Source organism: Bacteroidota bacterium, assembly GCA_016713925.1.
GTDB lineage: Bacteria > Bacteroidota > Bacteroidia > AKYH767-A > OLB10 > JAJTFW01.
Map to the genome: position 1 here is coordinate 1 of JADJOH010000005.1, position 26,817 is coordinate 26,817.

General features: G+C 40.8%; 30 protein-coding genes and 2 pseudogenes. 28 read left to right on the plus strand and 4 right to left on the minus strand.

Annotated elements, in window-relative coordinates; genetic code table 11:
* Positions 1 to 92: 92 nt before the first annotated feature.
* A complete protein-coding gene (locus IPJ86_06265) occupies positions 93 to 359 on the plus strand; it encodes a hypothetical protein (protein MBK7886911.1) in 267 nt (88 codons plus the stop codon).
* A gap of 1,755 nt (positions 360 to 2,114) precedes the next feature.
* On the opposite strand, the gene IPJ86_06270 is transcribed toward IPJ86_06265, so the two are convergent.
* Positions 2,115 to 2,471, minus strand: coding sequence for a hypothetical protein (locus IPJ86_06270; protein ID MBK7886912.1), 357 nt, complete (start codon positions 2,469 to 2,471; stop codon positions 2,115 to 2,117).
* Positions 2,472 to 3,885: 1,414 nt separating this feature from the next.
* Here IPJ86_06270 and IPJ86_06275 point away from each other — a divergent pair.
* From IPJ86_06275 to IPJ86_06315, 9 genes are all read left to right on the plus strand, one after another.
* Positions 3,886 to 4,062: a hypothetical protein gene (locus tag IPJ86_06275; GenBank protein MBK7886913.1), complete on the plus strand. Its 177-nt coding sequence runs from the start codon at positions 3,886 to 3,888 to the stop codon at positions 4,060 to 4,062.
* 1,280 nt (positions 4,063 to 5,342) lie between these two features.
* A complete protein-coding gene (locus IPJ86_06280; GenBank protein MBK7886914.1) occupies positions 5,343 to 5,690 on the plus strand; it encodes a hypothetical protein in 348 nt (115 codons plus the stop codon).
* Complete coding sequence (locus tag IPJ86_06285) at positions 5,687 to 5,899, plus strand: hypothetical protein (protein ID MBK7886915.1); 213 nt, start codon at positions 5,687 to 5,689, stop codon at positions 5,897 to 5,899. The genes IPJ86_06280 and IPJ86_06285 overlap by 4 nt, the downstream gene beginning before the upstream one ends.
* Positions 5,892 to 6,173: a hypothetical protein gene (locus IPJ86_06290; GenBank protein ID MBK7886916.1), complete on the plus strand. Its 282-nt coding sequence runs from the start codon at positions 5,892 to 5,894 to the stop codon at positions 6,171 to 6,173. The genes IPJ86_06285 and IPJ86_06290 overlap by 8 nt, the downstream gene beginning before the upstream one ends.
* Before the next feature lie 582 nt (positions 6,174 to 6,755).
* On the plus strand, positions 6,756 to 7,364 hold the full coding sequence (locus IPJ86_06295; GenBank protein ID MBK7886917.1) for a hypothetical protein: 609 nt from the start codon (positions 6,756 to 6,758) through the stop codon (positions 7,362 to 7,364).
* A gap of 148 nt (positions 7,365 to 7,512) precedes the next feature.
* Entirely contained in the window at positions 7,513 to 8,013 is a 501-nt protein-coding gene (locus IPJ86_06300; protein ID MBK7886918.1) for a T9SS type A sorting domain-containing protein, read from the plus strand.
* A gap of 807 nt (positions 8,014 to 8,820) precedes the next feature.
* Positions 8,821 to 9,054 carry a hypothetical protein gene (locus tag IPJ86_06305; GenBank protein ID MBK7886919.1) on the plus strand — a complete coding sequence of 78 codons (234 nt, stop codon included), beginning with the start codon at positions 8,821 to 8,823 and terminating at the stop codon, positions 9,052 to 9,054.
* Between the two features lie 13 nt (positions 9,055 to 9,067).
* Positions 9,068 to 9,394 carry a hypothetical protein gene (locus IPJ86_06310; GenBank protein ID MBK7886920.1) on the plus strand — a complete coding sequence of 109 codons (327 nt, stop codon included), beginning with the start codon at positions 9,068 to 9,070 and terminating at the stop codon, positions 9,392 to 9,394.
* Between the two features lie 177 nt (positions 9,395 to 9,571).
* Positions 9,572 to 9,919 carry a hypothetical protein gene (locus IPJ86_06315; GenBank protein MBK7886921.1) on the plus strand — a complete coding sequence of 116 codons (348 nt, stop codon included), beginning with the start codon at positions 9,572 to 9,574 and terminating at the stop codon, positions 9,917 to 9,919.
* A 662-nt stretch (positions 9,920 to 10,581) separates the two neighbouring features.
* Here the strand turns inward: IPJ86_06315 and polA are convergent.
* Positions 10,582 to 13,398: pseudogene (gene polA, locus IPJ86_06320) on the minus strand (DNA polymerase I).
* 370 nt (positions 13,399 to 13,768) lie between these two features.
* Between polA and IPJ86_06325 the strand changes: the two are divergent.
* Positions 13,769 to 14,206: an MmcQ/YjbR family DNA-binding protein gene (locus IPJ86_06325; protein ID MBK7886922.1), complete on the plus strand. Its 438-nt coding sequence runs from the start codon at positions 13,769 to 13,771 to the stop codon at positions 14,204 to 14,206.
* A 257-nt stretch (positions 14,207 to 14,463) separates the two neighbouring features.
* On the opposite strand, the gene IPJ86_06330 is transcribed toward IPJ86_06325, so the two are convergent.
* Positions 14,464 to 15,372, minus strand: coding sequence for an RsmD family RNA methyltransferase (locus IPJ86_06330; GenBank protein MBK7886923.1), 909 nt, complete (start codon positions 15,370 to 15,372; stop codon positions 14,464 to 14,466).
* A gap of 90 nt (positions 15,373 to 15,462) precedes the next feature.
* Here IPJ86_06330 and IPJ86_06335 point away from each other — a divergent pair, with 90 nt between their 5' ends.
* The 16 genes and pseudogenes from IPJ86_06335 (at position 15,463) to IPJ86_06410 (ending at position 25,406) form a co-directional block, all read left to right on the plus strand.
* Positions 15,463 to 16,044, plus strand: coding sequence for a DUF502 domain-containing protein (locus IPJ86_06335; protein ID MBK7886924.1), 582 nt, complete (start codon positions 15,463 to 15,465; stop codon positions 16,042 to 16,044).
* 24 nt (positions 16,045 to 16,068) lie between these two features.
* The gene (locus IPJ86_06340) at positions 16,069 to 16,395 is read left to right on the plus strand and encodes a hypothetical protein (protein ID MBK7886925.1); all 327 of its coding nucleotides are present in this window, start codon (positions 16,069 to 16,071) and stop codon (positions 16,393 to 16,395) included.
* Positions 16,382 to 16,732: a hypothetical protein gene (locus tag IPJ86_06345; protein MBK7886926.1), complete on the plus strand. Its 351-nt coding sequence runs from the start codon at positions 16,382 to 16,384 to the stop codon at positions 16,730 to 16,732. The genes IPJ86_06340 and IPJ86_06345 overlap by 14 nt, the downstream gene beginning before the upstream one ends.
* 5 nt (positions 16,733 to 16,737) lie before the next feature.
* Positions 16,738 to 17,702: pseudogene (locus IPJ86_06350) on the plus strand (NAD-dependent epimerase/dehydratase family protein).
* A gap of 284 nt (positions 17,703 to 17,986) precedes the next feature.
* The gene (locus IPJ86_06355; GenBank protein ID MBK7886927.1) at positions 17,987 to 18,409 is read left to right on the plus strand and encodes a GxxExxY protein; all 423 of its coding nucleotides are present in this window, start codon (positions 17,987 to 17,989) and stop codon (positions 18,407 to 18,409) included.
* 277 nt (positions 18,410 to 18,686) lie between these two features.
* A complete protein-coding gene (locus IPJ86_06360; GenBank protein ID MBK7886928.1) occupies positions 18,687 to 20,162 on the plus strand; it encodes a cysteine--tRNA ligase in 1,476 nt (491 codons plus the stop codon).
* Complete coding sequence (locus tag IPJ86_06365) at positions 20,137 to 21,171, plus strand: M28 family peptidase (GenBank protein MBK7886929.1); 1,035 nt, start codon at positions 20,137 to 20,139, stop codon at positions 21,169 to 21,171. The genes IPJ86_06360 and IPJ86_06365 overlap by 26 nt, the downstream gene beginning before the upstream one ends.
* A 213-nt stretch (positions 21,172 to 21,384) precedes the next feature.
* The gene (locus IPJ86_06370; protein MBK7886930.1) at positions 21,385 to 21,636 is read left to right on the plus strand and encodes a hypothetical protein; all 252 of its coding nucleotides are present in this window, start codon (positions 21,385 to 21,387) and stop codon (positions 21,634 to 21,636) included.
* A 35-nt stretch (positions 21,637 to 21,671) separates the two neighbouring features.
* The gene (locus IPJ86_06375) at positions 21,672 to 21,887 is read left to right on the plus strand and encodes a hypothetical protein (GenBank protein ID MBK7886931.1); all 216 of its coding nucleotides are present in this window, start codon (positions 21,672 to 21,674) and stop codon (positions 21,885 to 21,887) included.
* Positions 21,884 to 22,264 carry a TonB-dependent receptor plug domain-containing protein gene (locus IPJ86_06380; protein MBK7886932.1) on the plus strand — a complete coding sequence of 127 codons (381 nt, stop codon included), beginning with the start codon at positions 21,884 to 21,886 and terminating at the stop codon, positions 22,262 to 22,264. Before IPJ86_06375 ends, IPJ86_06380 begins: the two co-directional genes overlap by 4 nt.
* Complete coding sequence (locus IPJ86_06385) at positions 22,261 to 22,965, plus strand: hypothetical protein (GenBank protein MBK7886933.1); 705 nt, start codon at positions 22,261 to 22,263, stop codon at positions 22,963 to 22,965. Before IPJ86_06380 ends, IPJ86_06385 begins: the two co-directional genes overlap by 4 nt.
* A complete protein-coding gene (locus IPJ86_06390; protein MBK7886934.1) occupies positions 22,866 to 23,069 on the plus strand; it encodes an outer membrane beta-barrel protein in 204 nt (67 codons plus the stop codon). Before IPJ86_06385 ends, IPJ86_06390 begins: the two co-directional genes overlap by 100 nt.
* A gap of 66 nt (positions 23,070 to 23,135) precedes the next feature.
* Positions 23,136 to 23,699 carry a TonB-dependent receptor gene (locus IPJ86_06395; protein ID MBK7886935.1) on the plus strand — a complete coding sequence of 188 codons (564 nt, stop codon included), beginning with the start codon at positions 23,136 to 23,138 and terminating at the stop codon, positions 23,697 to 23,699.
* 10 nt (positions 23,700 to 23,709) lie between these two features.
* A complete protein-coding gene (locus tag IPJ86_06400; GenBank protein ID MBK7886936.1) occupies positions 23,710 to 23,889 on the plus strand; it encodes a hypothetical protein in 180 nt (59 codons plus the stop codon).
* A gap of 382 nt (positions 23,890 to 24,271) precedes the next feature.
* The gene (locus IPJ86_06405; protein ID MBK7886937.1) at positions 24,272 to 24,448 is read left to right on the plus strand and encodes a hypothetical protein; all 177 of its coding nucleotides are present in this window, start codon (positions 24,272 to 24,274) and stop codon (positions 24,446 to 24,448) included.
* 259 nt (positions 24,449 to 24,707) lie between these two features.
* A complete protein-coding gene (locus tag IPJ86_06410) occupies positions 24,708 to 25,406 on the plus strand; it encodes a transglycosylase domain-containing protein (protein ID MBK7886938.1) in 699 nt (232 codons plus the stop codon).
* A 210-nt stretch (positions 25,407 to 25,616) separates the two neighbouring features.
* On the opposite strand, the gene IPJ86_06415 is transcribed toward IPJ86_06410, so the two are convergent.
* The gene (locus IPJ86_06415; protein MBK7886939.1) at positions 25,617 to 25,895 is read right to left on the minus strand and encodes a hypothetical protein; all 279 of its coding nucleotides are present in this window, start codon (positions 25,893 to 25,895) and stop codon (positions 25,617 to 25,619) included.
* Positions 25,896 to 26,262: 367 nt separating this feature from the next.
* Between IPJ86_06415 and IPJ86_06420 the strand changes: the two genes are divergently transcribed.
* A partial coding sequence (locus IPJ86_06420) for a penicillin-binding protein (GenBank protein ID MBK7886940.1) occupies positions 26,263 to 26,817 on the plus strand: 555 nt, incomplete at its 3' end.

Here is a 26,817-nt window from a genome sequence, read left to right on the forward strand (position 1 = left end):
AAAAGGCATTTATAGAGGGAAGATTATTTAAAGGCAAACACTTTTGAAGTCTCATTGATGATTATAATAGTGCTAAATTCAGTGCTAAGCCATTGGAAATATGGCTCACCGAATTTAATATGCTTGACAATAATAATTTCCGTATCGGTACATGTGGGTCACATGGTTTATTTAACAGTGTAATGGCATTAAAATATCTGGAAACAGAAGCGATCACAAAAGTGATTTCACATACTCTTACCAGTGACGGTATTTATGGAAATATTTTGAGTCATCTACCGGATTTGACGGAAGTATACAATGTCATGGTGCGCCTCATTTACCTAAACCTAAACCTGCTACCGTTCAATGGGGTCTAACAGCAGTAGGCTTAATGCATTTTTCACTAATCTCTCAAGCGATGAAGAAGACTGAAAAAGGCGTGGCCTTTGGACTTTAGTGCTATACAACCCTTGCAAACATTAGTTCCAAATATAGTACAAATCCTTTACTTTATGGATGGGTTTTTGAAAGGGGTGGAAATGATCGTGAAGTAATTTTGCTAAATTTAGGAGGAGACTCAATCCTATAATCTTGAGTTAGAAGGCTATATATTAAGGAATTTAAATTCTACAAGTTCTCTTGGTATGAACAACTAACAGCTATTTTCTCAAAACTATGCAATTACAGGAAATGCAGTGGAAGACTACAGATAATGGTAATTTGAATTTGACGAATTGGTATTGCTTCAATAATGAACGGATCAATACGTTATGTAGAAATACACCTCCTTTTTCCTTAACCCGAATTTTCCTTGTTGCTCTCCTCCTTTACGGGTACGTTTGACGGATGATGAAATTTGCTCAGAATCATCTACACATCATCATTGAAGGGGGTGTAAAAAAAAAAAAAAAAACAAAAAAAAAAGAAAAAAGAAAAAAAAGAAAAAGGAGGCTATACGGTGGCCTGTTCTGTAAGTGGGTTAACTATTGCTCCAGTTAACAATAGTGATCATATTTGGAAAATTCAAACTAGGCCCAGTAAATTCTACAACTATTTATCCGATTTCTGTCAATACCAGGAATGTTGTATGTACGCTGAACCCACATCAGGATTTAATTGATTTACCCCGGGTATGAATCGAAGTAATAATCAATAACTTCACCCATCACCTATTGTCCTTCTTCCCGGATCTGAAACTTTAACTTTGGCTTTTAATCCTGTTAATGGAAGCATGGGATCATTAGGCGATTATCATTTTTATGGGCACCTGACTCGGGAATGATTTCCAATGCCTGTAGTAGCACCCAATGTGCCTATGTGCAATTCTATTCAAGTTGACCCACAACGTACAACAATTTACACTGTTTATGTAACGAATGATCAATGCTGGAAAAGCGCGTCCGTAACTGTTGAAGTACCAACAGGCCATTCGATTTAGGGGGAAGGGATATAACTGTGTGTGCGAGTACTCCATACGGAAATTTGCAAATTATATTTGACAAAGAAATTTCAATAACTTTACCTGCAAGAATTTACCGGGACGGGCGGCATTTACAATCAACCACTTTAATACCCACTCAGAATCCGGAACAAGTTCATATACAATAACAGTTACAGACTTTAATTTTGGTATTACATGTTCTACAGACGTTACTAATAACCGTAAATGTGCTAGAATATTTGCAGTATTTCTTCCGGTGCAATTTCACTCATTCCACAACAATTTGGAGACAGATGCGTAGTCATGAAACTGTTTACAATCGACTATATTTGGTGTTTGTAGTACTTGTGTTATAAATGCACCGGGTGAAATCACTTTGGATAGCAGTTTTACAAATGAAGACATTTTTATTGATGGAAATTTGTCCTTCGATCAGGAACAGCAAATCCAATAATTATATATTTTAAAGAACTGGACAATTCATTTAGGTGATAATGCGAGTTTATCTATTGAGCCTGATAGGAAGTGCTGCACAAGAAAATTGCACACTGGTTTCTTGTGGAAACAAAATGTAGAGATAGTATCATTTTAGATAAAGAAGAAGATAGTTTATCCATCAATTGAAATTAAAGACTGTATTATTATAAGAGACGCAAAAAACTGGTCTCACACACTCACTCAAAGAAGCTAATTATGCAGTAACAGGAAATACTTTTGAAATTGCCATATTGATAATGACATGAGTAATTATCAAAAGTAAGGCGAAAACCAAAATAGACGACAATATATTTACCTCCTCACAGTCTTCTAACTCTATATCCTCATGTTTCAGATAAAAATATGCGGGAATAGTTCTGAACGATGTTGAAGAAATTGAAATCGGAGACGCCGCGGATCCAAACACGTTTAGCCATTCACTATTTGGAATACATTCAACCAACTCCAGCCTCAATCTATTCAATAATTCATTTGAAGATATCTGGGATAATTCAACAAGTCCAACACAAGGTACTACCTTTCCATGCATGTTGTATCCGATTTTGATCAAAATGACCGGGTTTTAAAAGTGGGGAATGGTACTCCGACTAAAGGAAATACTTTTTTTTGAGATCATTGAATGGGATTTTACAGATGGTGAAGTGAATATTGACATTAAGAAAAACTTATATTTGGAAGTAGCTCTTCGGATGTTGACAGGCTAAGTACATGGAATTGGTATTCACCAGCCAGGATATAAATCGGTAGTGATTGAAAATGGAAATAGGTTCTATGATTACAATTATGAATTGTTTAGAATGAAAATGATCGGAACTATAATGTATTATATATTCATAATAATGATTTTTTTAATCATTTTGACTACAGTGAGTTCCTAGGCGGAAATACGGCATACTATGGCTCTGCAATTACAGCACTCAGTTACATTCCTATTACTGTGGTAGTAATGCTGAAATTTCTTTAAACACGATTAGCAGTATGCTTGATCCAAACGATTTTAGAGCAATCTCGTATTGGAATTCGTGGCTAATTTGAAACGATTCCAGTTTTTAGCTAATCCCATCTTTTTAATCGTGCTGCTGTTCCCAGTAATGTGTTTACCGGAATCCTTCAAAATTGCAAGGATGCAAGGCTAAACTTAAATGAAGTTATGAAATGTGAACTTTTCCCTTTTTCCATCAGGAAATTAAAAGAAAACACTTTAGTAGGATTAAGGATTCACGACAGCAACAATACCTGTATTAAGAAAATGGCGGCTGCACTTTCCAGTCTTAGCTTCAGTATGATGTTTCATGGTAATAGTGTAGTTAATTCCCCCTTTATACAAATACCATGACCAATTTCGACACTATCCATTTGTTTAGTAACTGCTAATATAGGGGCTACTCAAGGAAGCTCTACAAATGTTTTAAATAATCGCTGGTTCAGGAACAATATGAATAATAACCCCTGCAGGACGGGTGGCAGGATCGACTCATAATGGTGGACAAATTGTTTGGTATCACCAAAGTTGTTAATTCTTCCGATGAATTTATACCTTATTCCGCAGGTGGTATTGTTACATCATTCCAAATATCCAGCTACTCGCTTTAAGTTCATGTCCTGCCAACTTTGTATTTGGGAACAGGATGATCCCATATACTGCCACAACCAGGAATAGTAATTATGGTTATATTGTTGCAGGGGATTCAAGCACTTGCGGAGTTTGATGAAGAATATTTTCATGAGTACCGGTACCTGTCAAGAGGAGAATTATATCTCACCTTAAAAATAACCCTGAGTTACTTTCAATGGATGATGATGATACTGCGGACGATTCATTCGTGGGTTTTTACGCTGATATGTCAGGCTGTAATTACCAGCACTTTGATTCAGTTTTTGCTCTAATTGAATCAGGTGATTTGTTGACGGCTGAGATCTATTGTATTGGCTATTGATGATACCAATGAAGTATTGAGTACAACATGAAGACCGTTTTACAAATACTATGTTGCATAATTTTAATTGTTGACTCCGCATTTAGTGCATCAGTGAGTACCTTGCTTATTGAAATTGCTTATAGAAATCCACTCACAGGTGGAAATGGTGTTTTCATAGCTCGTCATTTTATTGAATCTGGAGATTTTATGATGAATTTTTGAGCGGATCAAGGATAGCCTCCTTCAATCAAAGAAAAACGAGAAAAAATTCATCGAAGCCCCCCCGGTTCCTTCAAAAGTTGGGGTCTATACTCTAAAACCAACCGGAGATTTTATTCCTGATGGTTTAGACTCTTTTTGGTATAAATGGTGAATTGGTGTACAAGGCCACTTTTAAAAACTATTTAAATATTGACTTTTTAAAAGCCGGTATTTACTTAGTAAGGGTGTTTTCAAATAATGAGTTAAAGCAGTGCTCCAAAAATGTGAACTATGAAACCTTTATCTCCATAATAATGCTTATTAAATATATCTAAGACTTTCGTTATTCTACTTTTTCGTTCCTAATGAACGCTTCTATCAATTTTTATACGCTCAATTCAATAATAACAATACATTAGGTGTTCGGTGCTGGTGCAGGTATTCATTGGCAAGGTGTTCCTAAAACTCAACTAATTTCAGTTCTGCAAGTTAATTGGAGAAACGGAGTAACAAACATCAGTGATACATCAGGAATTTTATTATATGCAACTCCTGTTAAATAATATTATACCTATAAACGGATATATCTGGAATAAATTTCATGAACCTGTATCTGGTGCAAATTTAATTAAAGGAATGAATGGTATCATTCGGGGCTATTTATACCAAATCCTGGGAATGATTCGATTATATATTTATTTACAGCATCAGTGAATTCAAGTAGCCCGCGCCCACGGACTATATTATACATCAGCAAACTACAAAGCCAATAACGACAGCGGCATTGTCATCCAAAAAATATAATGCTGAATAATCTTCCGGCTTTCGATACCTTGATGGCTGTTCGCCGTAGTAATGGTAGAGACTGGTGGTTGATTTTTTTCAACGTTGGTTTCCACCAAACTTTACGACCCTACAATGAATATTTTTATACCTTATAAATCCTGCAGGAATCTCCAGTCCATTCAACCAAAATACTGGATTAGATCATACAACAAATGGTGGGCATTTGATTTTTAGTTCTGAAGGAAATAAGTTTGCAATGATTTCATTAAAGGGCAGTACAACTCTGCGATTTCGACAGATGCAGCGGACAGATCACTTCCTTACTGCAATTCAACCGGAAGGACCCGGGCCATTTCCATTGGGATTGACAAGCTGTACCTTTTCACCCAATGAAAAGGTTCTTATATGTTTGTAAAGCATCACTAAGTACTCAGCCATCTACAATCTGGCAATATGATTTAACAGCAGCCAATATTGTTGCTCAAAGTTGGAGTTGGGGTTTTTAATAATCGAATATGAGTGTTTGGTCAATACTCAAAGCGCCTGACGATAAAATATATATTTCCACCTTTGACGAAAATTACTCATGGCCTTATCCGGATACCAGTACAGCATTTACCACCATCAACTCTAACCTCTCCGTCATCAACCAACCCGATTCCCTCGGCCTTGCTTGCGATTTTCAGCCTTTTAGTTTTTACTTGGGTGGTGCCCGTACGTGCTACGGCCTCCCCAACAATCCCGATTACGAACTCGGTGCATGGGTGGGTTCACCTTGTGATACGCTGAGTGTTGGGGTGGATGACATTGTGCCGGAGCAGGAGGTATTTTTCAGGCATGGTACAATGGTGAGTGGAATATGATTCATGTCAACGCCTCCAAACTCAAAGGAAGAACGGGAAGTTTGCGGTTGTTTGATATGGAAGGAGGTTGGTTTGAGAAGAAAGTGGAGGTGATTGCTGGAGGGTATGTAACCTCTGAAATCAACATGCAAGGTATAGCAAAAAGGATGTATATTGTTACTTTATTAACGGAAAAGAGTATCTTTCGGGTAAAGTTATTAAATGAGTGAAAGTAACTTGGCAAAGTTTGATATTGTGAGCCAGTTTGTAGAATTAGGTGATCAAATAGCAGCCATAAAGCATTTATCGGCCATTGATGACACCAACGATATTGAGTACAACATGAAAACCGTTTTAAAAATCCTTTTGCATAGTTTGATTGTTGACTCCGTTTTTAGTGCATCAGATAGTACCTTACTTATAGAAATTGCTTATAGAAATCCACTGACAGGTGGTAACGGTGTTTTCATAGCTCGTCATTTTATTAAATCTGGAAATTTATGATGAAGAAGAAAGCGGATCAAGGATAGCCTCCTTCAATCAAAATAAACACGAGAAAAAATCCATCCAAGTATATCCGGTTCCATCAGGAAGTAGTGCATATAAAGCCAACAGGAGATTTTATTCCTGATGGTTTAGAACCTCTTCAGTACAAATGGAGAATTGGTGTTCAGGGATACCTTTAAAAACTATTTAAATATTACTTTTTAAAGCCGGTATTTACATTGTAAAGTGTATATGGGTAATGAATTCATGCATGCTAAAATCAGTGAAACTGCCAATGAAGAATATTTTAACTATACCGAATAGTGCTTTTTCAATGTATCTAAGTCTTTCGCTATTCTACTTTTTTCGTTCCTAATAAACTATCAATATTTATACGCTCAATTCAATAACAATACGTGGGTGTTCGGTGCTGGTGCAGGTATTCATTGGCAAGGTGTTCTTAAACACCAACTAATTTCAGTTCACAAGTTAATTGGAGAAACGGAGTAACAAACATCAGTGATACATCAGGAATTTTATTATACGCAACACTGTTAAATAATATTATACCTATAAACGGATATATCTGGAATAAATTTCATGAACCTGGCTGGTGCCAATTTAATTAAAGGGAATGAATGGTATAATTCGGGGCTATTTATACCAAATCCTGGGAATGATTCGATTATATATTTATTTACAGCATCAGTGAATTCAAGTAGCCCTTACGGACTATATTATACAACAGCTAACTACAAAGCCAATATCGATAGCGGCATTGTCATCCAAAAAAATGTGATGTTGAATAATCTTCCTGCATTCGATGCCTTGATGGCTGTTCGCCATGGGAATGGTAGAGACTGGTGGTTGATTTTTCAGCGATGGTTTCCACCAAATGGTACTACCTTAACAAATGCCTATTATTTATACTTAATAAATGAGGTTGGAATAAATGGTCCGTTTAACCAAAGTATTGGATTAGATCATACCACTGGTGGAGGGCATTTGATTTTCAATAATGAAGGAAGTAAATTCGCCCAAATATCATGGAAGGGGCAAATTCAACTATGCGATTTCGACAGATGCACCGGTCAGATCACTTCCTTTACTGCAATTCAGCCTGAAGGGCCCGGGCCATTTCCATTGTTATTAACAAGTTGCGCCTTTTCCCCAATGAAAGGTTCTTATATGTTTGTGAAGCTTCACTAAGTACTCAGCCATCTACAATCTGGCAATATGATTTAACAGCAGCTAATATTGTTAACTCCAAAGTTGGAGTTGGGGTTTTTAATGATCGAATATGGAGTGCATTCCATTCTACTTGCACCTGACGATAAAATATATATTTCCACATTTGATGAAAACTACGCCTGGCCATATCCGGATACCAGTACAGCATTCACCACAATCAACTCAAATCTCAGCGTCATCAACCAACCCGATTCACTCGGCCTCGCCTGCGATTTTCAACCCTTCAGCTTTTACCTTTGGTGGTGCCAGAACCTATTATGGCCTCCCCAACAATCCCGATTACGAACTCGGGGCATGGGTGGGTTCGCCTTGTGATACGCTGAGTGTAGGTGTGGATGATAATGTACAGGAGCAGGAGGTGTTTTTTCAAGCGTGGTATAATAGTGAATGGGATATGATTCACGTCAACGCCTCTAAACTCAAAGGCAACAAAGCAACCTTGCGCCTGGTAGATGTAGAAGGAAGGCTGGTGTATGAAAAGGAAACTGGAGTAATAGCTGGAGGATATGTAACCTCTGAAATCAACATGAAAGGTATAGCAAAAGGGATGTATATTGTTACTTTATTAACGGAAAAAGAGTATCTTTCGGGTAAAGTAATTAAATGAGTGAAAGTAACTTGGCAAAGTTTGATATTGTGAGCCAGTTTGTAGAATTAGGTGATCAAATAGCAGCCATAAAGCATTTATCGGCCATTGATGACACTAACGATATTGAGTACAACATGAAACCGTTTTAAAAATACTTTTGCATAGCTTGATTGTCGACTCCGCCTTTAGTGCATCAGATAGTACCTTGCTTATTGAAATAGCTTACAGAAATCCGCTGACAGGTGGTAATGGTGTTTTTATAGCTCGTCATTTATTGAATCTGAAATTTATGATGAAGAAGAAAGCGGATCCAGAATTGCCTCCTTTAATCAAAATAAACATAAGATTAAATCCATCCAAGTATATCCGGTTCCATCCAAGGAGGGTGTGCATATAAAGCCAACAGGAGATTTTATTCCTGATGTTTTTAGAACTCTTCAGCGTAAATGGAGAATTGGTGTACAAGGACACTTTTTAAGAACTTTTTAAATATTGACTTTTTTAAAAGCCGGTATTTACATATTAAAGGTGTTTTCAGGTAATGAATTCAGGCATTCTAAAATCGTGAAACTGCCATGAAGGATACTATAAAGATTTCAGAAAAACTTGGTTTGTTTAGTACTAAAATAAATTTGATTCTATTTTTTTAATTCATTTAAACAATCAGTTATTATTTGCACAGTTTAATAACAACACTTGGGTGTTCGGGGATAGTGCAGGAATTCACTTCAATAATAGTCAACCTACAAATTTCAAGTCAGTAATGAAGATGAGAGGCTCTTCATCCACTATCTCGGATAGTAGTGGTTTAATTTCGTATTTCTTTTGTTAAACAATATTTTTCCCTTAAATAATGTATTAGTTAATAAATATGATAGTGTAATGAGCAATGGAAGTGGGTTGTATGGTGGAGGATGGTATCATGATCGTATAATTATTCCAAAACCAAGCAATGATTCCTTGCTTTATATTTTTCAGCAGGTGTTACCGCTAGTGGACCTTATGGACTATATTTTTCCACCGCAAACTACAAAGCCAATAACGACAGCGGAATTGTAATTCAAAAAATGTAATGCTGAATAATTTACCTGCATTCGATGCCTTGATGGCTGTTCGCCGTGGCAATGGCAGAGATTGGTGGTTGATTTTTCAGCGATGGTTTGCACCAAACGCAACGACTCCCACTAACGCATACTTTTATTATTTAATAGACCCTTCAGGTATTTCAGGGCCATTCAACCAAAATACTGGAATAGATCATAAAACCAACTTAGGTCATTTAGTTTTTAATACTGATGGGGAACAAATTTGCAATGGTTTCAATAGCTGGCTTAATTCAACTTTGCGATTTCGACAGATGCAGCGGTCAGATTACTTCTTTTACTGCAATTCAACCTGAAGGGCCCGGGCCATATCCATTGGTATTAACAAGCTGTGCCTTTTCCCCAATGAAAGGTTCTTATATGTTTGTGAAGCCTCAATCAGCACCCAGCCATCTACTATTTGGCAATATGATTTAACAGCAGCCAATATTGTTAACTCAAAAGTCGCTGTTGGAGTATTTAATGATCCGAATATGGGAGTGCATTCCATTCTACTAGCACCTGACGATAAAATATATATTTCCACCTTTGATGAAAATTACGCCTGGCCTTATCCCGATACAAGTACAGCATTCACTAACATCAACTCTAATCTCTCCGTCATCAACCAACCCGATTCACTTGGTCTCGCTTGCGATTTTCAGCCTTTCAGTTTTTACCTCGGTGGTGCCAGAACTTATTACGGCCTCCCCAACAATCCCGATTACGAACTCGGTGCATGGGTGGGCTCGCCTTGTGATACGCTGAGTGTTGGGGTGGATGATATTGTACCGGAGCAGGAGGTTTTTTCCAAGCTTGGTATAACAGCGAATGGAATATGATTCGTCAACGCCTCCAAACTCAAAGGAAAAACGGGGAGTTTGCGGTTGTTTGATATGGAGGGGAGGTTGGTGTATGAGAAAAGGTGGAGGTGATTGCTGGAGGGTATGTGACAGGAGAGATAGCGATGAATGGGGTAGCGAATGGGGTTTATCTTGTCAATTTAATTACTGACTTCGAAAGTGTTTCGTCTAAGTTAGTCAAATTTTAGGTGAGTAGAGATTTAGATGTCAATAGTATTTTTGCTGCTGGCTTCTTGCTGCTGGCTGCTTGCTTTTTTAGTCAACCCTGTCTGTACAAATTACCGCGGGTCGCTAAGATGCGCTGGGGTCGCAGGGAAATATCATAATAAATCATAATGATCATAAGCAATCTGCGGCCTATCAAAATTTTATTGAACATCCGGTTTTTTCAAATTGAGTCCGTCAATTCAAACCTCAGATTGCGATACATAGCAATGCTTTTTATTTGAAAATAATTACATTACCAAAAATATTACTTGATTGTAGATGAATGACGATTGTCGTCTTTGAAGGAATTTTCCTTTATAACCACTAAGGCACTCAGGACACGCAGAATCACGGAGGACTTTTATTAAAGCAAAAAATTTATATTCATTCAAAACATTCATCAATTCAACCACTCATCAATTCATCAATTCATTTCAATGCGCTTCCAGCCAGTTCTTGCCGGTGCCGGCTTCTACGAGCACGGGGACGGTGAGGGGTAAGGCCTCTTCCATGTATTTTACGACTAAGGATTTTACTTCGTCCTTTTCTTCATGCGGGACATCAAAAACCAATTCATCGTGTACCTGGAGGATCATGCGTGATTTGAATTTTTGTCCTGAATGACTTTGTGTAAATTGATCATGGCTACTTTAATCATATCCGCCGCCGATCCCTGAATGGGGGCGTTGATGGCATTGCGCTCCGCAAAACCGCGTACGGTATGATTCTGGCTATTGATGTCGCGCAGGTATCTTTTCCTCCCTAATATGGTTTCGACATACCCCTGCTTCCTTGCTTTCTCGATCGCACTGTCCATGTAATCCTTGATCAGTGGATATTGGATAAAATAATTTTCAATGATGGTGGCTGCTTCTTTACGGGGAATGTTCAACCGCTCCGATAAGCCAAATGCACTGATGCCATAGATGATGCCGAAGTTGACCATCTTGGCCTTTCTCCTCATCTCTCCTGATACCTCTTCCAAAGCTACCCCAAATACCTTGGAGGCTGTAGCCGTGTGAATGTCGAGGTTGTTTTGAAAGGCTTCCAGTAATCCCGGATCCTGGCAGAGATGTGCCATGATGCGTAACTCAATCTGTGAATAATCGGCAGATAATAAAATATGTTTTTCATCGCGCGGCACAAACGCCTTCCTGACTTCTCTTCCCCTAGATGTACGAATAGGAATGTTCTGCAGATTCGGATTGTCGCTGCTGAGTCGACCGGTGACAGCTACTACCTGGTTAAACGTAGTATGAATTCTTCCGGTTCTGGCATTTACCATTAACGGTAAGGCATCAACGTAAGTGCTTTTTAGTTTTACGATTTCACGGTAGTCGAGGATTTTATCTACAATGGGATGCTTTCCGCTTAACTTACTTAATATGTCTTCGCCGGTGGCATATTGTCCGGTTTTGTTTTCTTGGGTTTCTCTGCAATCTTTAACACCTCAAACAAGATATCTCCCACCTGCTTCGGAGATGAAATATTAAAGGGTGTTCCGGCCAGGGTTTGAATTTCTTTGTCAATATTCAGAATATCTCCTTCCAGTAATCGGCTGAACTCTTTTTAAGGTTTGTATGTCTAAACAAATTCCTTCCCGCTCCATAGCAGAGAGTACCGGAATAAGTGGGAGCTCTACTTCATTCAGCAGTTGAGTGGTCGCAGTTTCTTCCAGCATCGGAATAAATTTTTCCTTGAGCTGTAAGGTGACATCGGCATCTTCAGCAGCGTACTCGGTGATTTCTTCCAACGCCACATCCCGCATGCTTCCCTGATCTTTTCCCCTTCTTGCCAATCAATGTTTCAATTGATACCGGTGAATAGCCCAGATAAGTTTCCGCCAACACGTTCATATTATGTCGCATCTCCGGCTGAATGAGATAATGTGCCACCATGGTGTCAAAGAGTTTTCCCCTTTACTTCAATACCATATAAGGCCAGCACGTTCATATCATACTTGAGGTTCTGTCCGATTTTTACAATATTTTCATTTTCATAAACTGGTTTAAACTCATTCAGAATTTTTAAAGCCTCTTCCCGCTGCTCCGGAATAGGTATGTACCAGCCTTCATGTGTTTTTATGCTGAACGAAATTCCGACTAACTCTGTATTTTGCGAATCGATACCTGTTGTTTCCGTATCAAAACTGATTTCTTTTTGTGCCGATAATAATTGGATGAGTTCCGCTCTGCCCGCTGCATCCGTTACCGCCCGATAATGATGTGGTACATTTCCGATATTATTAAATACAGCGGAATGTTCTTCTCCTTCTTCGGTTATTACCGTTTCAGCAGTTGCAACAGCAGTTGCGGTGCCGAACATATCCATTTGTCCGTTGGAAGCAACAGCCTTGACAGGAACCTGAATTTCTTCGCCCAATACCTGTTGTGCAATCCTGCGAAATTCCAGCTCTGTGAACAATTCAATCAAGGCCTCTTTATCAGGATCTTTTAGTTTTAATTCCTCTTCAATTAAATCAACAGGTACTTCACAGTGAATGGTCGCGAGTTGTTTCGAGAGAATGGCCTTGTCTTTATTGGCTTCTATTTTTCTTTCAACTTTCCTTTTAACTGATCGGTATTCGCCAGTAAATTTTCCACCGAACCAAATTGCTGGACCAGGAGTGTGGCGGTTTTTTCACCAACACCGGGTACACCGGGAATATTATCTACCGCATCCCCCATCAATCCCAAAATATCAATGACCTGCTCCGGCCTTTCTATTCCGTATTTTTCACAAATCTCTTTCACTCCCAGGATTTCAGCTCCATTTCCCAGTCGGGCAGGTTTGTAAATATGCACATGTTCCGTCACCAACTGTCCATAATCTTTATCCGGTGTCATCATAAAGGTTTCAAATCCCGCCTTATCCGCCTTGCAGCTTAAAGTGCCGATGATATCATCTGCTTCAAATCCATCCAGTTCAATTACAGGAATATTAAAGCATTGAACTATTTTCTTAATATACGGAATGGCGATCGCGATATCTTCCGGAATTTCTTCCCGATGTGCTTTGTAATCTTCAAAGGCCTCATGTCGATGCGTGGGTGCAGCCGTATCAAAGACAACAGCAATATGTGTCGGCTTTTCTTTTTTAAGAATTTCAAGTAAGGTATTCGTAAAACCAAACATCGCAGAGGTGTTCAGCCCCTTTGAATTCACGCGGTGGTTATTGCTGAATGCAAAATAGGCTCTGAAAACCAATGCCAATGCGTCCAACAGAAATAATTTTTTCGGTTCAGTATTCATTCGACTAAATTACTTCAAAAATCCCGTAATTTGAAAATTTGAAAATGCGATAATTTGAAAATTTGCTCTCGAAGCCCAGATTGGACTAATCACACATGCGGTGGACAGGTTTAAAAAAGTGTTTTAGTTAGATTTTACAGGATGATTGGATGAATGTCCATAGTGGGAGGCAGGTTTGAAGACGTAGATATTCCAATCCGCGACCATCCGTTAGATCCGATTAATCTGCGTTCCTTTCCACCAAAATCCTATTCCAATAGAAATCCATTCTGTAAAATTCCCATTCATCATCCCCCCCCCATCATTTCCTCCATACATCACCATCTTCAAATCAGCCCATTTTCAAATTTTCAAATTAGTATATTTGTTCATGCGTATCGACGAATTACGTGAATATTGTCTTTCAAAACCATTTACTGAAGAAACGATGCCCTTTGGCGATGATGTATTGGTTTTTAAAGTGGCCGGAAAAATGTTTGCCCTCATCAGTTTATCCTCTCCGGATACGGTGAACCTGAAATGCGATGCCGTCTATGCTTCGGAACTGCGTGAACGTTATACGGAAGTGCAACCCGGATTTCATATGAATAAAAAGCTCTGCAATCCCGTTTCGCTGCAAGGAAGTCTGGAGGAAAAGATGATCCAATCTTTAATCGATCACTCTTATGAAGAGGTTTTTAAAGGGCTACCGAAAAGGTGCAGAAGGAGTTGCGCGGATGAGGGTGTGGAGATGACAGAAAGGAATGAAATGATGTTTTTCTGTGTTAGACGATTGGACCTCATTTTATTATTGGCGTTCGGTGAGTAAAACCGCAGGATGGTCATTAGCCAAAAGAACAAAAAAATAAATAAAATGGCTCTCCGGAAGGAATGTTCAATTGTTGAATAACGCGCTCGGGACTTTCAGGAAAGTTGTGAAAGACTAATTGTGCCCTTTGGTCCTTCATTCGGTCAATGAGGATTTCTTTTTGAAGGGTAATACTTCGAGTAATTTGAAAGCGCGCCCGGGAAAGTCTTTTATGAAATGGTCAGACGTGAACAGATGTGTATTGGCGTGTAATGCTTTTACATGAAATTGCCTGCAAATACTTTTCCAGGCTCCGATTTTCGGACAGCCGCATTCGGTTCATAGATCCATGGCCCCGGTACTGCAACCGGTAAATTAGCGTCCCGCTCTTCTGTCAATGAGAATACAAATGGATTTTCATTAATGCCCGCATCATGACAATATAGCTGTTGATGATGAAATCCTTTTTTTAAATGAAACAACAACTCCCGGCATTCTCCCTTCCAGGAAATAATATCCACCCGGTACGTCTCCGGTAATTGCTTCAATCCTTCACTGATATCCAACATAGGAGCCAGCTTTATCATGACTTCTGTCGATTGCGCTAACAGGGCTTCTTTCAATGATAATACATCCGGACGAAGGTCCTTCAACCGAAAGACTTTATTTCCTCCTTCACTTCTGCGGGAAGGATCTAAATAAATGAGATCAATTCCTTCCAATGACTTATGCTGAAGCATGCTTTCGGCATCACTGCAAACGATTTCTATATTCCTGAGACCAAGTATTGTAAAATTTTTTCGTGCCGCTTCACACCGTGAGGGGTCCGGTTCACAAAAGATTACAGAAGCTGCTTCCTGCGCGAAGGCCCAGCTATCTACACCAAGTCCGCCGGTGAGGTCCGCTACTTTTTTCCCTTTTACGAAAGTTGCCTTTAATAGGGCAGTGGCTTCTGAAGAGCATTGTTCAATGATGGTGGAATCCGGATAAAAAATAGTGGGAAATTGATACCACGATGGGAGTTTCTGCTTTGCTATACGCCGTCCTTTTATCTGGTGGAGAAGGGCTTTCAAGGGTAGATTTTTCTTTCCCGCATAACGCAAAGCGAGTGATGATGTGTCTTCGTTTTCATGTTCCAGTACCCATGAAACCCATTCTTCAGGGTTAAAATCCGTTTCGGCGTTCATTCCTGCAAAGAAAGCGGGATTCAGTGAGGAAGAGCCATCACTTTTACGGATATTTGCACCATCAATTCCGCAAGCCCAAAGGGTTCAATCATGAAAAAACTGGCCAATTATTTCTTCCAGGGATTACTGTTCGTAGTTCCTGCCGTAGTGACATTTTATGTGGTCTATATGTCCATTTTGTGGATGGATAATCTCCTGCCGATAAAGGTTCCCTTAGCTGTGCCGGGTGCCGATGATATCGAGTTGCCGGGATTGGGAATCCTTATCATATTGGCAGTCATCACTTTTCTGGGATACCTGGGGACGCGTTTTGTGAAGAATCCTTTCTTCCTGATGTTCGAGAGCCTGATGGAGAAAACTCCCCTGTTGAAGATCATTTATTCTTCAGTGAAGGATCTTATTGAGGCTTTCGTGGGAGAAAAGAAGCGGTTTAATGAACCTGTGCTCGTTACGGTAAACTCGAATCCTTCTGTTCAGCGCTTCGGATTTATTACCGAAAATGACCTTTCCCGATTGGGCTTGGCAAAGGAAAAATTGGCGGTTTACCTTCCTTTCTCCTATGGATTTAACGGGCAGTTGGTGGTAGTGGATGCCACTCAGGTACAAAAACTGGATGCTTCCGGTACAGAAATGATGAAGTTTGTAATTTCGGGGGGCGTCACTGAGATCTAAAATATTTATTTAAATTTATACAGTATGAAAAAGCATTATTTGATAATTATCGGTTTGTTGATTTCCTCACTCACCTTTGCTCAAAAAGTCAGCATCGAGCAGTCACTGGATCAATTGGGTGAAGGGTATAATCCCACTTTCAGAATTAAAATTCCGCATGCTACTGAAAAAGTAATGGAGAAAAGGTGGACGGGTTTCTTAAAAGATAATAATGCCAAAGTGAGGACATCCAAAGGTCAGATCAAAGGTGAAAACGCTATTATCAAGGGATTGGGTCCGGAGACCTTGCAGATTTTTTCGCGGCTGATAGAGGATGAAGATGGTGTACTTTTTGAAAGTGGCTGTTATTAAAGGTGCTGCCTTTGTCTCGCCAACTGCCGATCCTGATTACAGCAAGAGACTGGAGTCACTCCTGTATGATTTTGCTATGAATCAGTCAAAAGATGGCCTGAATAAAAAAATTGAAATTGCAGCCGAACTGCTGGAAGATTCACAAGACGATCAAAAAGATCTGATCAAGACGAATGAACGGTTAGCGCAGGAAAATGAGAGTATGAAGAAGAGAATTGCTGAAAATGAAACAACAATTGAAGATAATATAAAAAAATCAGAAGATCTTAAAGTAAAAATTCAAGGGCAGGAAAAAAGCCTTGAAATACTGAGAGGAAAGTTCACAGAATTGAAGTAATGGATATGTCAAAAGGAGATACGATATTGGTGCTCGGTGCTGCCGGGCAAATTGGAACCGACCTTGTTACCACATTGCGTGAGACACATGGCGGGAGTAGAGTGATTGCAACGGATGTAAAAGAGCAGGCAGGTTACCTCTCAGAGAGTGGTCCTTTCTATACGCTGGATGTCCTCGATGCACAAGCCGTTGCTGATATTATTCGAAGTAATAAAGTCAAGGAAGTTTATCTGTTGGCCGCCCTGTTAAGTGCTACAGCAGAGCAGAAAATGAAAGCTGCCTGGCGACTGAATATGGAAGGATTATTTATCCTGTTGGATCTGGCGAAGGAACTCGGTGGATTAAAAATTTTCTGGCCGTCCAGTATCGCGGTCTTTGGCCCGACAACACCGCGCAATAATACGCCGCAGTATACCGTGATGGAACCTTCCACAGTTTACGGTATCAGCAAGCAGGCCGGCGAGCGCTGGTGCGAATATTATTTCAATAAGTTTGGTGTGGATGTGAGAAGCATTCGCTACCCCGGACTCATCAGCTATAAAGCACTCCCAGGAGGAGGAACTACTGATTATGCCGTTGATATTTATCATCAGGCCCTCGATAGCGGTCATTACAATTGCTTTCTCAAGGAAGATACCGCATTGCCGATGATGTATATGCCGGATGCCATCCGTGCCACATTGGAATTGATGGAAGCACCTGCCGAAAAAGTAAAAATCCGCAGCAGTTATAACCTCGGAGGAATCAGCTTTACTCCGAAAGAAATCGCTGCAGAAATCGCGAAGCATGTCCCCGGTTTCACCATCGACTATACCCCGACTTCCGTCAGCAAATCGCCGACTCCTGGCCCAATAGCATCGACGATTCAAGCGCCCAACAAGACTGGGGCTGGAAATGTAAATACGACCTCTCCTCCATGACCATCGACATGCTCAGCCATTTGAAAAATGCCAGAGAAATTACAGAATAGTTCTAATTTCGCCTGGCTAATACTATTTTAAAGAAAATCTTTTTTAAATCAAATATAAAATGAAATCAAAATCAACAGTTAAACCCAATTCTAACTCTGCGCCTCCCCTCTGCGTCTCCGCGCCTCTGCGTGAAACCCTTGAAGATAATGATCGGAAGAAAAAGCATAATCATTCTATCTCTGCGCCTCCCCTCTGCGTCTCAGCGCCTCTGCGTGAAACCCCTGAGGATATATATCAAAAGAAAAAACCCTATCATTCCATAGATAATCTCCTTCCGGAATCAATGTCTTTTTCAGAACCAGAGTCGAATTATAACACATACTCCGCCGAATCGCACAATGCTTTGTCTGGAGAATTAGTAAATATCTTCTATAAAGTACATTTAAACTTAGGTCCGGGATTATTAGAATCAGTATATGAAAAAGTAATATGTTTTGAATTAGAAAAATTAAACATCCCCTCTAAGTATCAATGTGGAATTCCTGTAATTTACGAAGGTCAAAAGATGGAGTTAGGATTTCGAGCGGATATTATTGTGGATGATAGAATTATCGTCGAAATCAAATCAATAGAAGCAATTGCTCCGGTCCATCATAAACAATTGTTAACGTATTTGAAATTGGCCAATAAACGTTTAGGACTTCTGGTCAATTTCAATACAGCACTTATCAAAGATGGAATTACACGAATTGTAAATAAATTATAGTACACAAAGCGATTTTCTGGTTTCGCAGAGGCGCTGAGACGCAGAGTGTAAAGAGACGCAGTAAACATAAAAAATAGAATTGAGCAAATGAAATTCATTACCATACTTATCAAAGATGGAATTACTGGAATTGTAAATAAATTATAGTACACATAACGCTTTTCTGGTTTTCACGCAGATCCCGATAGCTATCGGGAGGGGAGACGCAGAGTTAGACTTCTTTGCTAAAGCTTCGAAGTCCGAAGGAGCCGCAGTAGAATGAAAATATTAGAAAATTATGCAACATCCAATATATATTACGAATTCTCTTTCCCGACAGAAAGAACAGTTTATCCCCTTGAACCCGCCTTTTGTGGGACTTTATGTTTGCGGACCAACGGTGTATGGTGAAGCCCATTTAGGTCATGCACGCCCGTACATTACGTTTGATGTAATGAAGCGCTATATGCAACACCTGGGCTATAAAGTGCGTTATGTCAGGAATATTACCGATGTCGGCCATCTCGAAAATGATGCCGATGAAGGAGAAGATAAAATCGCCAAGAAAGCCCGCCTCGAACAACTCGAACCCATGGAGATCGTGGAACTCTATACCAATAGTTTTCACGATTCCATGCGTGCCCTTAACAATACACCTCCCGGTATCGAACCGCGTGCTTCCGGACATATCATTGAACAGATCGATATGATCCGGAAAATTATAGATAACGGTTATGCCTATGAGTCGAATGGCTCGGTGTATTTTGATGTGATATCGTACAGTAAGACGAATGATTACGGAAAGCTCAGCGGTCGCGTGATTGAGGAATTGATCTCGGGTGCGGGCAATGAACGCCGTGTGCTGGAAGGGCAGGACGAAAAACGCAATCCCGCCGATTTTGCCCTCTGGAAAAAAGCATCTCCCGAACATATCATGCGCTGGCCTTCGCCCTGGAGTGATGGTTTCCCCGGCTGGCATATTGAATGTTCAGCGATGAGTAAAAAGTATCTCGGCGAAACATTCGACATTCACGGTGGAGGAATGGATCTCCTCTTTCCGCATCATGAAAGTGAAATCGCGCAGTCGAAAGGAAGTTGCGGTCAGGCTCCTGTTCGTTATTGGATGCACAACAATATGATTACCATCAACGGACAAAAGATGGGAAAATCATTGGGCAATTTTATTACCCTTCGCCAATTGTTTACAGGGGAACATCCGCTGTTGCAGCAATCGTATAGCCCAATGTCAATTCGCTTTTTCATTCTTCAGGCGCATTACAGAAGTACGCTTGATTTCAGTAATGAAGGACTGCAGGCAGCAGAAAAGGGCATGAATAAAATGATGGCGGCTGTGGAGGTGTTGGAAAAACTGAAGCCATCCTCTGCTTCTACCAGTGATGTCAAAGCAATACGTGAAAATTGCTATGCAGCCATGAATGATGATCTCAATACGGCTATTGCTATTTCGCACCTGTTCGAAGCCGTTAGAGTGATCAATTCAGTACATGCGGGAACAGAGCAATTGACTGCGGAGGATATTGCACATCTCAAAGAGACCATGACGATATTCGTTTTTGATGTGCTCGGATTAAAAGCAGAGGAGAAAGTGAGTGGCGATGAACTGGATGGCGTGATGAAACTCCTGCTCGCTTTACGTGCAGATGCCAAAGTGAAAAAGGACTTTGCTACTTCTGATCGTATCCGTGATGAACTGATTAAATTAAATTTCGTGATTAAAGATGAAAAAGATGGTACCAGCTGGAATAAAGCATAGCAGATATTTAGTACCCTCAGCCATTTGGTTATTCCTGTTGGTGGCGATCAGTTCTTGTAACAATGCATCTGAAAAGGAAGAGGGGAGTCAACAAACGAATACGACACCTGTCGTCACTGTGAAAGCACCTTCCTTTCATGCGGACTCGGCCTTTTCGTTCGTAAAGCAACAAGTGGATTTTGGTCCGCGCGTTCCGAATAGTGTTGGTCATATAAATTGCGGCTCATGGCTGATCAGTAAAATGACAGCGTACGCGGATACAGTCATTGAACAATCGTTTAAAGTAAGGGCCTTCGATGGAAAGATATTGAACAGTAGAAATATCATTGCTTCTTTTCATCCGGACCTTGGAAATCGCATCTTGTTGTGCGCGCATTGGGATACACGCCCTTTTGCCGATCAGGATGATGATAGAGAAAATGAAGCGATCGATGGTGCGAATGATGGCGCGAGTGGAGTGGGTGTGTTGATAGAGGTGGCGCGTCAACTGTCCGCTGCTAACCCTGCGCTCGGAGTGGATATCATCTTCTTTGATGCGGAGGATTATGGTCAGCCGGATGATAGTGATTTACCACGGATGGAAGATTCCTATTGTTTGGGTTCTCAGTATTGGGCAAAGAATTTACATACCCGCAACTATCAGGCAAGATATGGCATCCTGCTCGATATGGTAGGAGCACAAAATGCAAAGTTTACTCAAGAGGGAACTTCTATGCAATATGCTCCGGAGATTGTGGAGAAAGTTTGGAAAATAGCCGCTGCCTCCGGATTCAGTGACTACTTTATCAATGAACGAACCAAAGGAATTATTGATGATCATTTTTACATTAATCGGTTGGCAGGTATTAAATGTGTGGATGTGATCCATTATGAGTTTAGTAGTCCATCAAATTTTTGGACGCACTGGCATACGCATGATGATACCATCGATAAAATCGATAAGAATAGTCTGAAGGCAGTAGGTCAAACCCTGCTGGAAGTGCTCTTCCGTGAAGTACCTGCCTCTTGATTTTTTCGAATAATGTAGTCATTGTTCGAATAATTCGCTGTTACTCTCCGGATGCTGTCTTCTATCATGTAAATAAGGGTTTGATACTTAGTGCGTTAATATTCGTATAAGTCATTTTTCAAACTAAATGATCTTCCAGTGAAATAAACTTTTAATTTGTAATGGTGTCCTATCAACCCCGTAAATTTGCACACTCATTCAACTCCATTCCTTATGCGTCCAGTGTTGCTCCTATTATTTTTCTTTTTAAGTGTTCTGCAGGTTGCTGCCCAGCCACCCGGAGGTCAGGGTCGCGATTCGTCGCGGTTTAAAGGAAGTATGAAAGATTCTTCATTTATGAAGAATATGGCACCTGTTGGAAAGGTAATTGGGATTTTGAGAGATTCTTCGAGCAAGGAAGCGATGGAATTTGCTTCCGTGGTGTTGATGAAAGTACGTGACAGTTCTGTAGCCGGGGTGCATTGACCGATGAGCGAGGGCATTTTCGTATCGAGGAAGTGATGCCGGGAAGATATTTTATTCGGATCACATCTATTGGTTACCGTCAACTCGACTCAAAGCCGTTTATGCTGAATCCGCAAGATCCTTTGAAAGATTTTGGGAATGTATGGATGCCACCTTCTCAGCGAATTTTGAAAGAAGCAGAGGTGGTAGGGGAGAAAGTGGAGTATGTAAATTCGCTGGATAAAAAGTCTATAACGTCGATAAAACCTTGATCAATGCAGGAGGTTCCGTCTCGGAAGTACTGCAAAATATTCCCTCTGTAAATGTGGACATAGATGGGAAGATCAGTTTGCGGGGAAGTGAACAAGTGACGATCTTAATTGATGGAAAACCTTCCGGCCTGACAGGTGATAACAGAGGCGCTATTCTCCAACAACTGCCGGCATCGAGTATTGATCAAATAGAAGTGGTCACGAATCCTTCTTCTAAATACGATGCCGAAGGGATGTCCGGAATTATTAATATAAAAACCAAGAAAGATAAAAATCCCGGATTGAATGGTACCGTTTCCGTTGGTGCAGGGACAAATGATAAGTACAATGCAGCGCTTAATCTGAATCGGAGAACAAAGACGCATAATGCCTTTTGAATTATTCTTTCCGTGATGATAGAAGGGATTTTGAAAGTAACAGCGATCGAACGAATACCTATAATGATACCACTACTTATTTTATATCTGAAAGTGACGGACATAATGATAACCTTTCCCATAATATTAGGGGTGGCATTGATTTTTATCTCAACGATTACAATACACTCGGATTTTCCGGCGGCTACAATATGCGGGATGAGCAGCGCAGAGATTTATCACTGACACGGCTTCAGGATGAAGAAAGAACAACCATCAGCGGATTTGATCGCCTTTCAAAAACGATAGAAGACAATACCAGTGGAGACGGAAGTATAGATTACCGCCGCACTTTTCCGAACAGTAAACGCGAACTGACAGCGAACGTGAACCTGAATGTTTTTGACCGGAATGCAGAAAACACCTTGTCCACATTTATCCCGGCTCCGGGATTTGATCTGAATCAACGCATCAATACGGAAAGTTATTCCTACAATGGAACCGGACAAGTCGATTATATATTGCCCTACGAAAGTTTTAGAATTGAATCAGGATTGAAAACTTCTTATCGTACCAACGATAGCCGCCAATCGTCCGATCGTTTTGATTTCGATAGTAATGTCTGGAACCAGGATACTTCCTTCACCGACCGGTTTATTTTTCAGAGTGGGTATATGCCGCCTATCTGCAATGGAGCGGTCGATGGAAAGTTTTCGAACTGAGTGCAGGTCTTCGGGCAGAGCAAACGTTTATCGAGGGAGATTCTAAAAGTGCAGATACCATTTTACACGGGACTTCCTTAATCTTTTCCCTCCGCAGCTATTAAATATAGTTTTAAGGAGGGCAGGGATGTTCAGTTGAGTTATAGTCGCAGGATAAACCGTCCGCGGAAATGCAATTGAATCCGTTCCGGAATGTATCCGATTCATTGAATATTTTTATCGGGAACCCTGCTATCCTGCCCGAGTTGACGCATTCACTCGAGTTCGGCTATATAGGCCGTTATGGAGAACAAAACATTTCCGCCAATGTCTTTTACCGGTATACCAACGATAATTCGCAGCGATTCAGAACGGTGGATACAGTGACGAATGTATCTACGCAATCATTCATCAACTATAACGCTACTGAAAATTTAGGCTTCGAATTGATCTTCCGGAATTCCTTCCTGAAATTATTTACCACTTCCGCCAGCTTCACCGTGTTTTATAATACCGTTGATGGCACCAATGTGGAAGACGATCTGGTAAGCGATGTATGGAGCGGAGATTTCCGCGGATCGATATCCGTAAAATTATCGAAGCAATTATCAGCACAGTTTAACGGCAATTACATGGCACCACGTGAACCACCACAAGGAACATTTAAAGGAATGAGTGGTGTTGATTTTGGTTTCAAGTATGATTTCAAAGGGAGGAAAATGGTCACTCAATGGTTCCGTTACCGATATTTTTGATACGCGAAATATGGTGATCGATAACAGAGCCGATGGGGTGCGCCTGGAATTCACCAGAAAACGGGAATCCAGAGTCGCCAGTTTTACGCTTAGCTACCGTTTCGGAAAAGCAGAACAGGGTAAAGACAGAAGAAGAGGTAACAGACAAAATAATGACCAGATGCAGCAGAATGACATGCTCGACTTCTAGCTACTAATCGATACGAATTCGCCGCACGAATTTTAAACGAAATACGAATGTTACGAATGTTACGAATGTTACGAGAATCTATCCGCGAAAATCATAAAAATCAGCGTCACTTGTCTCGGCGCAGAATGTGACGAGACTGGCGTCCCTAAAAAAGTATTAATGTATTGAAAAGTATTATATGCATCGTCGGAAGTTTATAAAGAAGAGAGCGAAATACGAAAATGCACGAAAGGACGAAATACGAAAGGATACGAAAAATGTTTGGACATGCGAAGTCTAATCAGCGAAAATCCTAAAAAATCAGCGTCATCAGCGTTCCCTAAAAAGTATTAATGTATAGAAAAGTATTATATGCATCGTCTCTTCCGGCAACCATCAGGCATTGATCGATTACAGTAAAAAAGGAAAAGTCGCCCAACTCGCCATCCCCACCAACGAGCATTACCTCCCCTTACTCTACACCCTCGCGCTACAAGATAAAAAAGACCAACTCAGCTTCTTCAATGAAAAGACCGTGATGGGATCAGTTTCCATGCGGTCGGTGTTGTTGACCAGTTAATACTTTTTAAATTGGTTTTCGTTGTCAATCTATCCTAGCCTCAACAAAAGACACCTTCCCTGTTCTACTCTTGCCCGGCCCCACATCCCTTCCAACCTCCTCCCTCTCCATCCGTACATTCGCACCCTCCGTAACCATCCGTAATCCTGTCTGCCGTCATGTTTCGTATATTCGTGAACTTTCGTATTTCGTATATTCGTGAACTTTCGTATTTTCGTATTTCGTAATTTCGTACCCGATTCGTATTTCGTAACCCCCTATGCCAAAACCAACACCAGCTTTCAGGAAATATATAAAGTACATTTGGATCCTCCTCTTTGCTCCGGTCCTCTTTGTCTTCCTGATGGTTGGACTTACTGCCTGGGGTGTTTTTGGAGAGCTGCCTACTGTCGAAGAGCTTGAGAATCCTAAGAGTAGTCTGGCCAGTGAAGTGTATTCGGCCGATATGAAAACGCTGGGTAAATATTATTTTCAAAATCGTGTAAATATTCATTTTCAGGATCTTTCCCCCAATCTCGTCAATGCCCTGAAAGCGACCGAAGATGTGCGCTTTGAAGAGCATTCAGGAGTAGACATCAAGGGGCTCATGCGGGTATTTGTAAAAACCATCATTCTTCAACAGGATGCCGGAGGGGGAAGTACCATCACCCAGCAGTTGGCAAAAAATCTTTTTCCCCGCGAAAACATGAGCAAGTTGCAACTCATTATTCGTAAATTGAAGGAATGGATCATCGCCGTTAAACTGGAACGCAACTATACAAAGCAGGAGATCCTGGCGATGTATTTGAATACCGTTGAATTTGGAAATAATGCTTTTGGAATTAAATCTGCCGCTACCACTTATTTCGGAAAGCAACCGCTGGAAGTGAAAATAGAAGAAGCAGCTTTGCTGATCGGGTTATTGCAGGCACCTTCCCGCTACAATCCTGTACGTAATCCTGAAAGCGCCCACCTTTAGAAGAAATACCGTAATTGGTCAGCTGGCGAAGTATAATTTATCACTGTTGATTAAAAAGATTTCTTACTAAAATTACCAATTAAACTTTTAATTTCCGTCAGGAAGGTCATACGGAGGGATTAGCCCAATATTTCCGGGAGACCTTACGTCAGGATTTATTGGAGATGGTGCAAAGAGCATAAGAAAGCAGACGGTAAACCTTACAATCTCTTACCGCGACGGACCCGCATCTACACCACGATAGATACCCGCATGCAGCGGTATGCCGAAGAAGCCGTGAAAGAGCATATGACGGACTTGCAGAAATCTTTCGGGAGCATTAGGTAGGTAGTACGGGAAGATCAGCCGTTGATTATCGACGATGCCATGAAGCAAAGTGAGCGTTACCAAACCATGAAAGATACCGGCGCAACAGAAGCGGATATTAAGAAAGCCTTCAATAAAAGATAGGAGATGAAAGTTTTTGTCATGAAAGGAGAAATGATACATTACTCTCCCCACTCGATTCTATTAAGTATTATAAAATGTTTTACCAAACCGGTTTATGTCGATGGAACCGCAGACAGGATATGTACGAGCCCGGGTTGGTGGGAATGATTACAAGTATTTCCAATATGATCACGTTAAAGATGGTAAGCGTCAGGTAGGATCTACCTTAAAACCTTCCTCTATACACTGGCCATGCAGGAAGGCTATTCGCCCTGTTATGAAGTGCCCAATGTACCGGTGACCATTGTTGATGAAGCGGGCGTGCCCGACACCTTCCAACTCTGATGGTAAATATGGAGGCATATTATCTTTGAAAGAAGCGCCGTCGAATCCGTCAATTGCATCTCCGCTTATCTGATGAAACAGTTTGTGCGGAAGCAGTGGTGCAGGTGGCCAGAAAGATGGGCATCACTCACCCATCGATCCTTTCCCTTCCATCGCTCCTGGAACTGCGGATGTTTCGGTCTTTGAGATGGTCGCGGCCTATTGTACGTCTACAATAAAGGGGTGTATACTGAACCCTCAATATATTCTCCGTATAGAAGATAAAAACGGAGTCGCACTTCAGGATTTTGTTCCGCGAAAAATTGAAGCGATCAGCGAAGAAACCGCCTACCTGATGCCTCGACCCGATGAAAGGAGTAACCCCGAGGTACCGGAGTTCGATTACGCGGGATCAAAATACGGATTTACCAATCCTATAGCAGGTAAAACAGGGACCACACAGAATAACAGTGATGGTTGGTTCATGGGCATCACACCCGGATTTAGTGAGTGGGGCATGGGCTGGATGCGAAGATCGTTCTGTTCATTTCAGAACCCACAACTCGGACAAGGTGCGAATGTAGCCTTACCTACCGGGTTTGAAGAAAAAGTATTCGCTGATCCTACCCTCAATTATTCAAAGGAGATTTTGAAAGGC

Coding starts and splice junctions, on each gene's coding strand:
- IPJ86_06275 (MBK7886913.1), top strand. CDS start 3,886: ATGAAGACCGTTTTACAAATACTATGTTGCATAATTTTAATTGTTGAC.
- IPJ86_06280 (MBK7886914.1), top strand. CDS start 5,343: ATGAGTGTTTGGTCAATACTCAAAGCGCCTGACGATAAAATATATATT.
- IPJ86_06285 (MBK7886915.1), top strand. CDS start 5,687: ATGATTCATGTCAACGCCTCCAAACTCAAAGGAAGAACGGGAAGTTTG.
- IPJ86_06290 (MBK7886916.1), top strand. CDS start 5,892: ATGAGTGAAAGTAACTTGGCAAAGTTTGATATTGTGAGCCAGTTTGTA.
- IPJ86_06295 (MBK7886917.1), top strand. CDS start 6,756: ATGAACCTGGCTGGTGCCAATTTAATTAAAGGGAATGAATGGTATAAT.
- IPJ86_06300 (MBK7886918.1), top strand. CDS start 7,513: ATGAAAACTACGCCTGGCCATATCCGGATACCAGTACAGCATTCACCA.
- IPJ86_06310 (MBK7886920.1), top strand. CDS start 9,068: ATGCTGAATAATTTACCTGCATTCGATGCCTTGATGGCTGTTCGCCGT.
- IPJ86_06315 (MBK7886921.1), top strand. CDS start 9,572: ATGGGAGTGCATTCCATTCTACTAGCACCTGACGATAAAATATATATT.
- IPJ86_06325 (MBK7886922.1), top strand. CDS start 13,769: ATGCGTATCGACGAATTACGTGAATATTGTCTTTCAAAACCATTTACT.
- IPJ86_06330 (MBK7886923.1), bottom strand. CDS start 15,372: ATGAACGCCGAAACGGATTTTAACCCTGAAGAATGGGTTTCATGGGTA.
- IPJ86_06335 (MBK7886924.1), top strand. CDS start 15,463: ATGAAAAAACTGGCCAATTATTTCTTCCAGGGATTACTGTTCGTAGTT.
- IPJ86_06340 (MBK7886925.1), top strand. CDS start 16,069: ATGAAAAAGCATTATTTGATAATTATCGGTTTGTTGATTTCCTCACTC.
- IPJ86_06355 (MBK7886927.1), top strand. CDS start 17,987: ATGTCTTTTTCAGAACCAGAGTCGAATTATAACACATACTCCGCCGAA.
- IPJ86_06360 (MBK7886928.1), top strand. CDS start 18,687: ATGCAACATCCAATATATATTACGAATTCTCTTTCCCGACAGAAAGAA.
- IPJ86_06365 (MBK7886929.1), top strand. CDS start 20,137: ATGGTACCAGCTGGAATAAAGCATAGCAGATATTTAGTACCCTCAGCC.
- IPJ86_06370 (MBK7886930.1), top strand. CDS start 21,385: ATGCGTCCAGTGTTGCTCCTATTATTTTTCTTTTTAAGTGTTCTGCAG.
- IPJ86_06375 (MBK7886931.1), top strand. CDS start 21,672: ATGCCGGGAAGATATTTTATTCGGATCACATCTATTGGTTACCGTCAA.
- IPJ86_06395 (MBK7886935.1), top strand. CDS start 23,136: ATGCAATTGAATCCGTTCCGGAATGTATCCGATTCATTGAATATTTTT.
- IPJ86_06400 (MBK7886936.1), top strand. CDS start 23,710: ATGGTGATCGATAACAGAGCCGATGGGGTGCGCCTGGAATTCACCAGA.
- IPJ86_06410 (MBK7886938.1), top strand. CDS start 24,708: ATGCCAAAACCAACACCAGCTTTCAGGAAATATATAAAGTACATTTGG.
- IPJ86_06415 (MBK7886939.1), bottom strand. CDS start 25,895: ATGTATCATTTCTCCTTTCATGACAAAAACTTTCATCTCCTATCTTTT.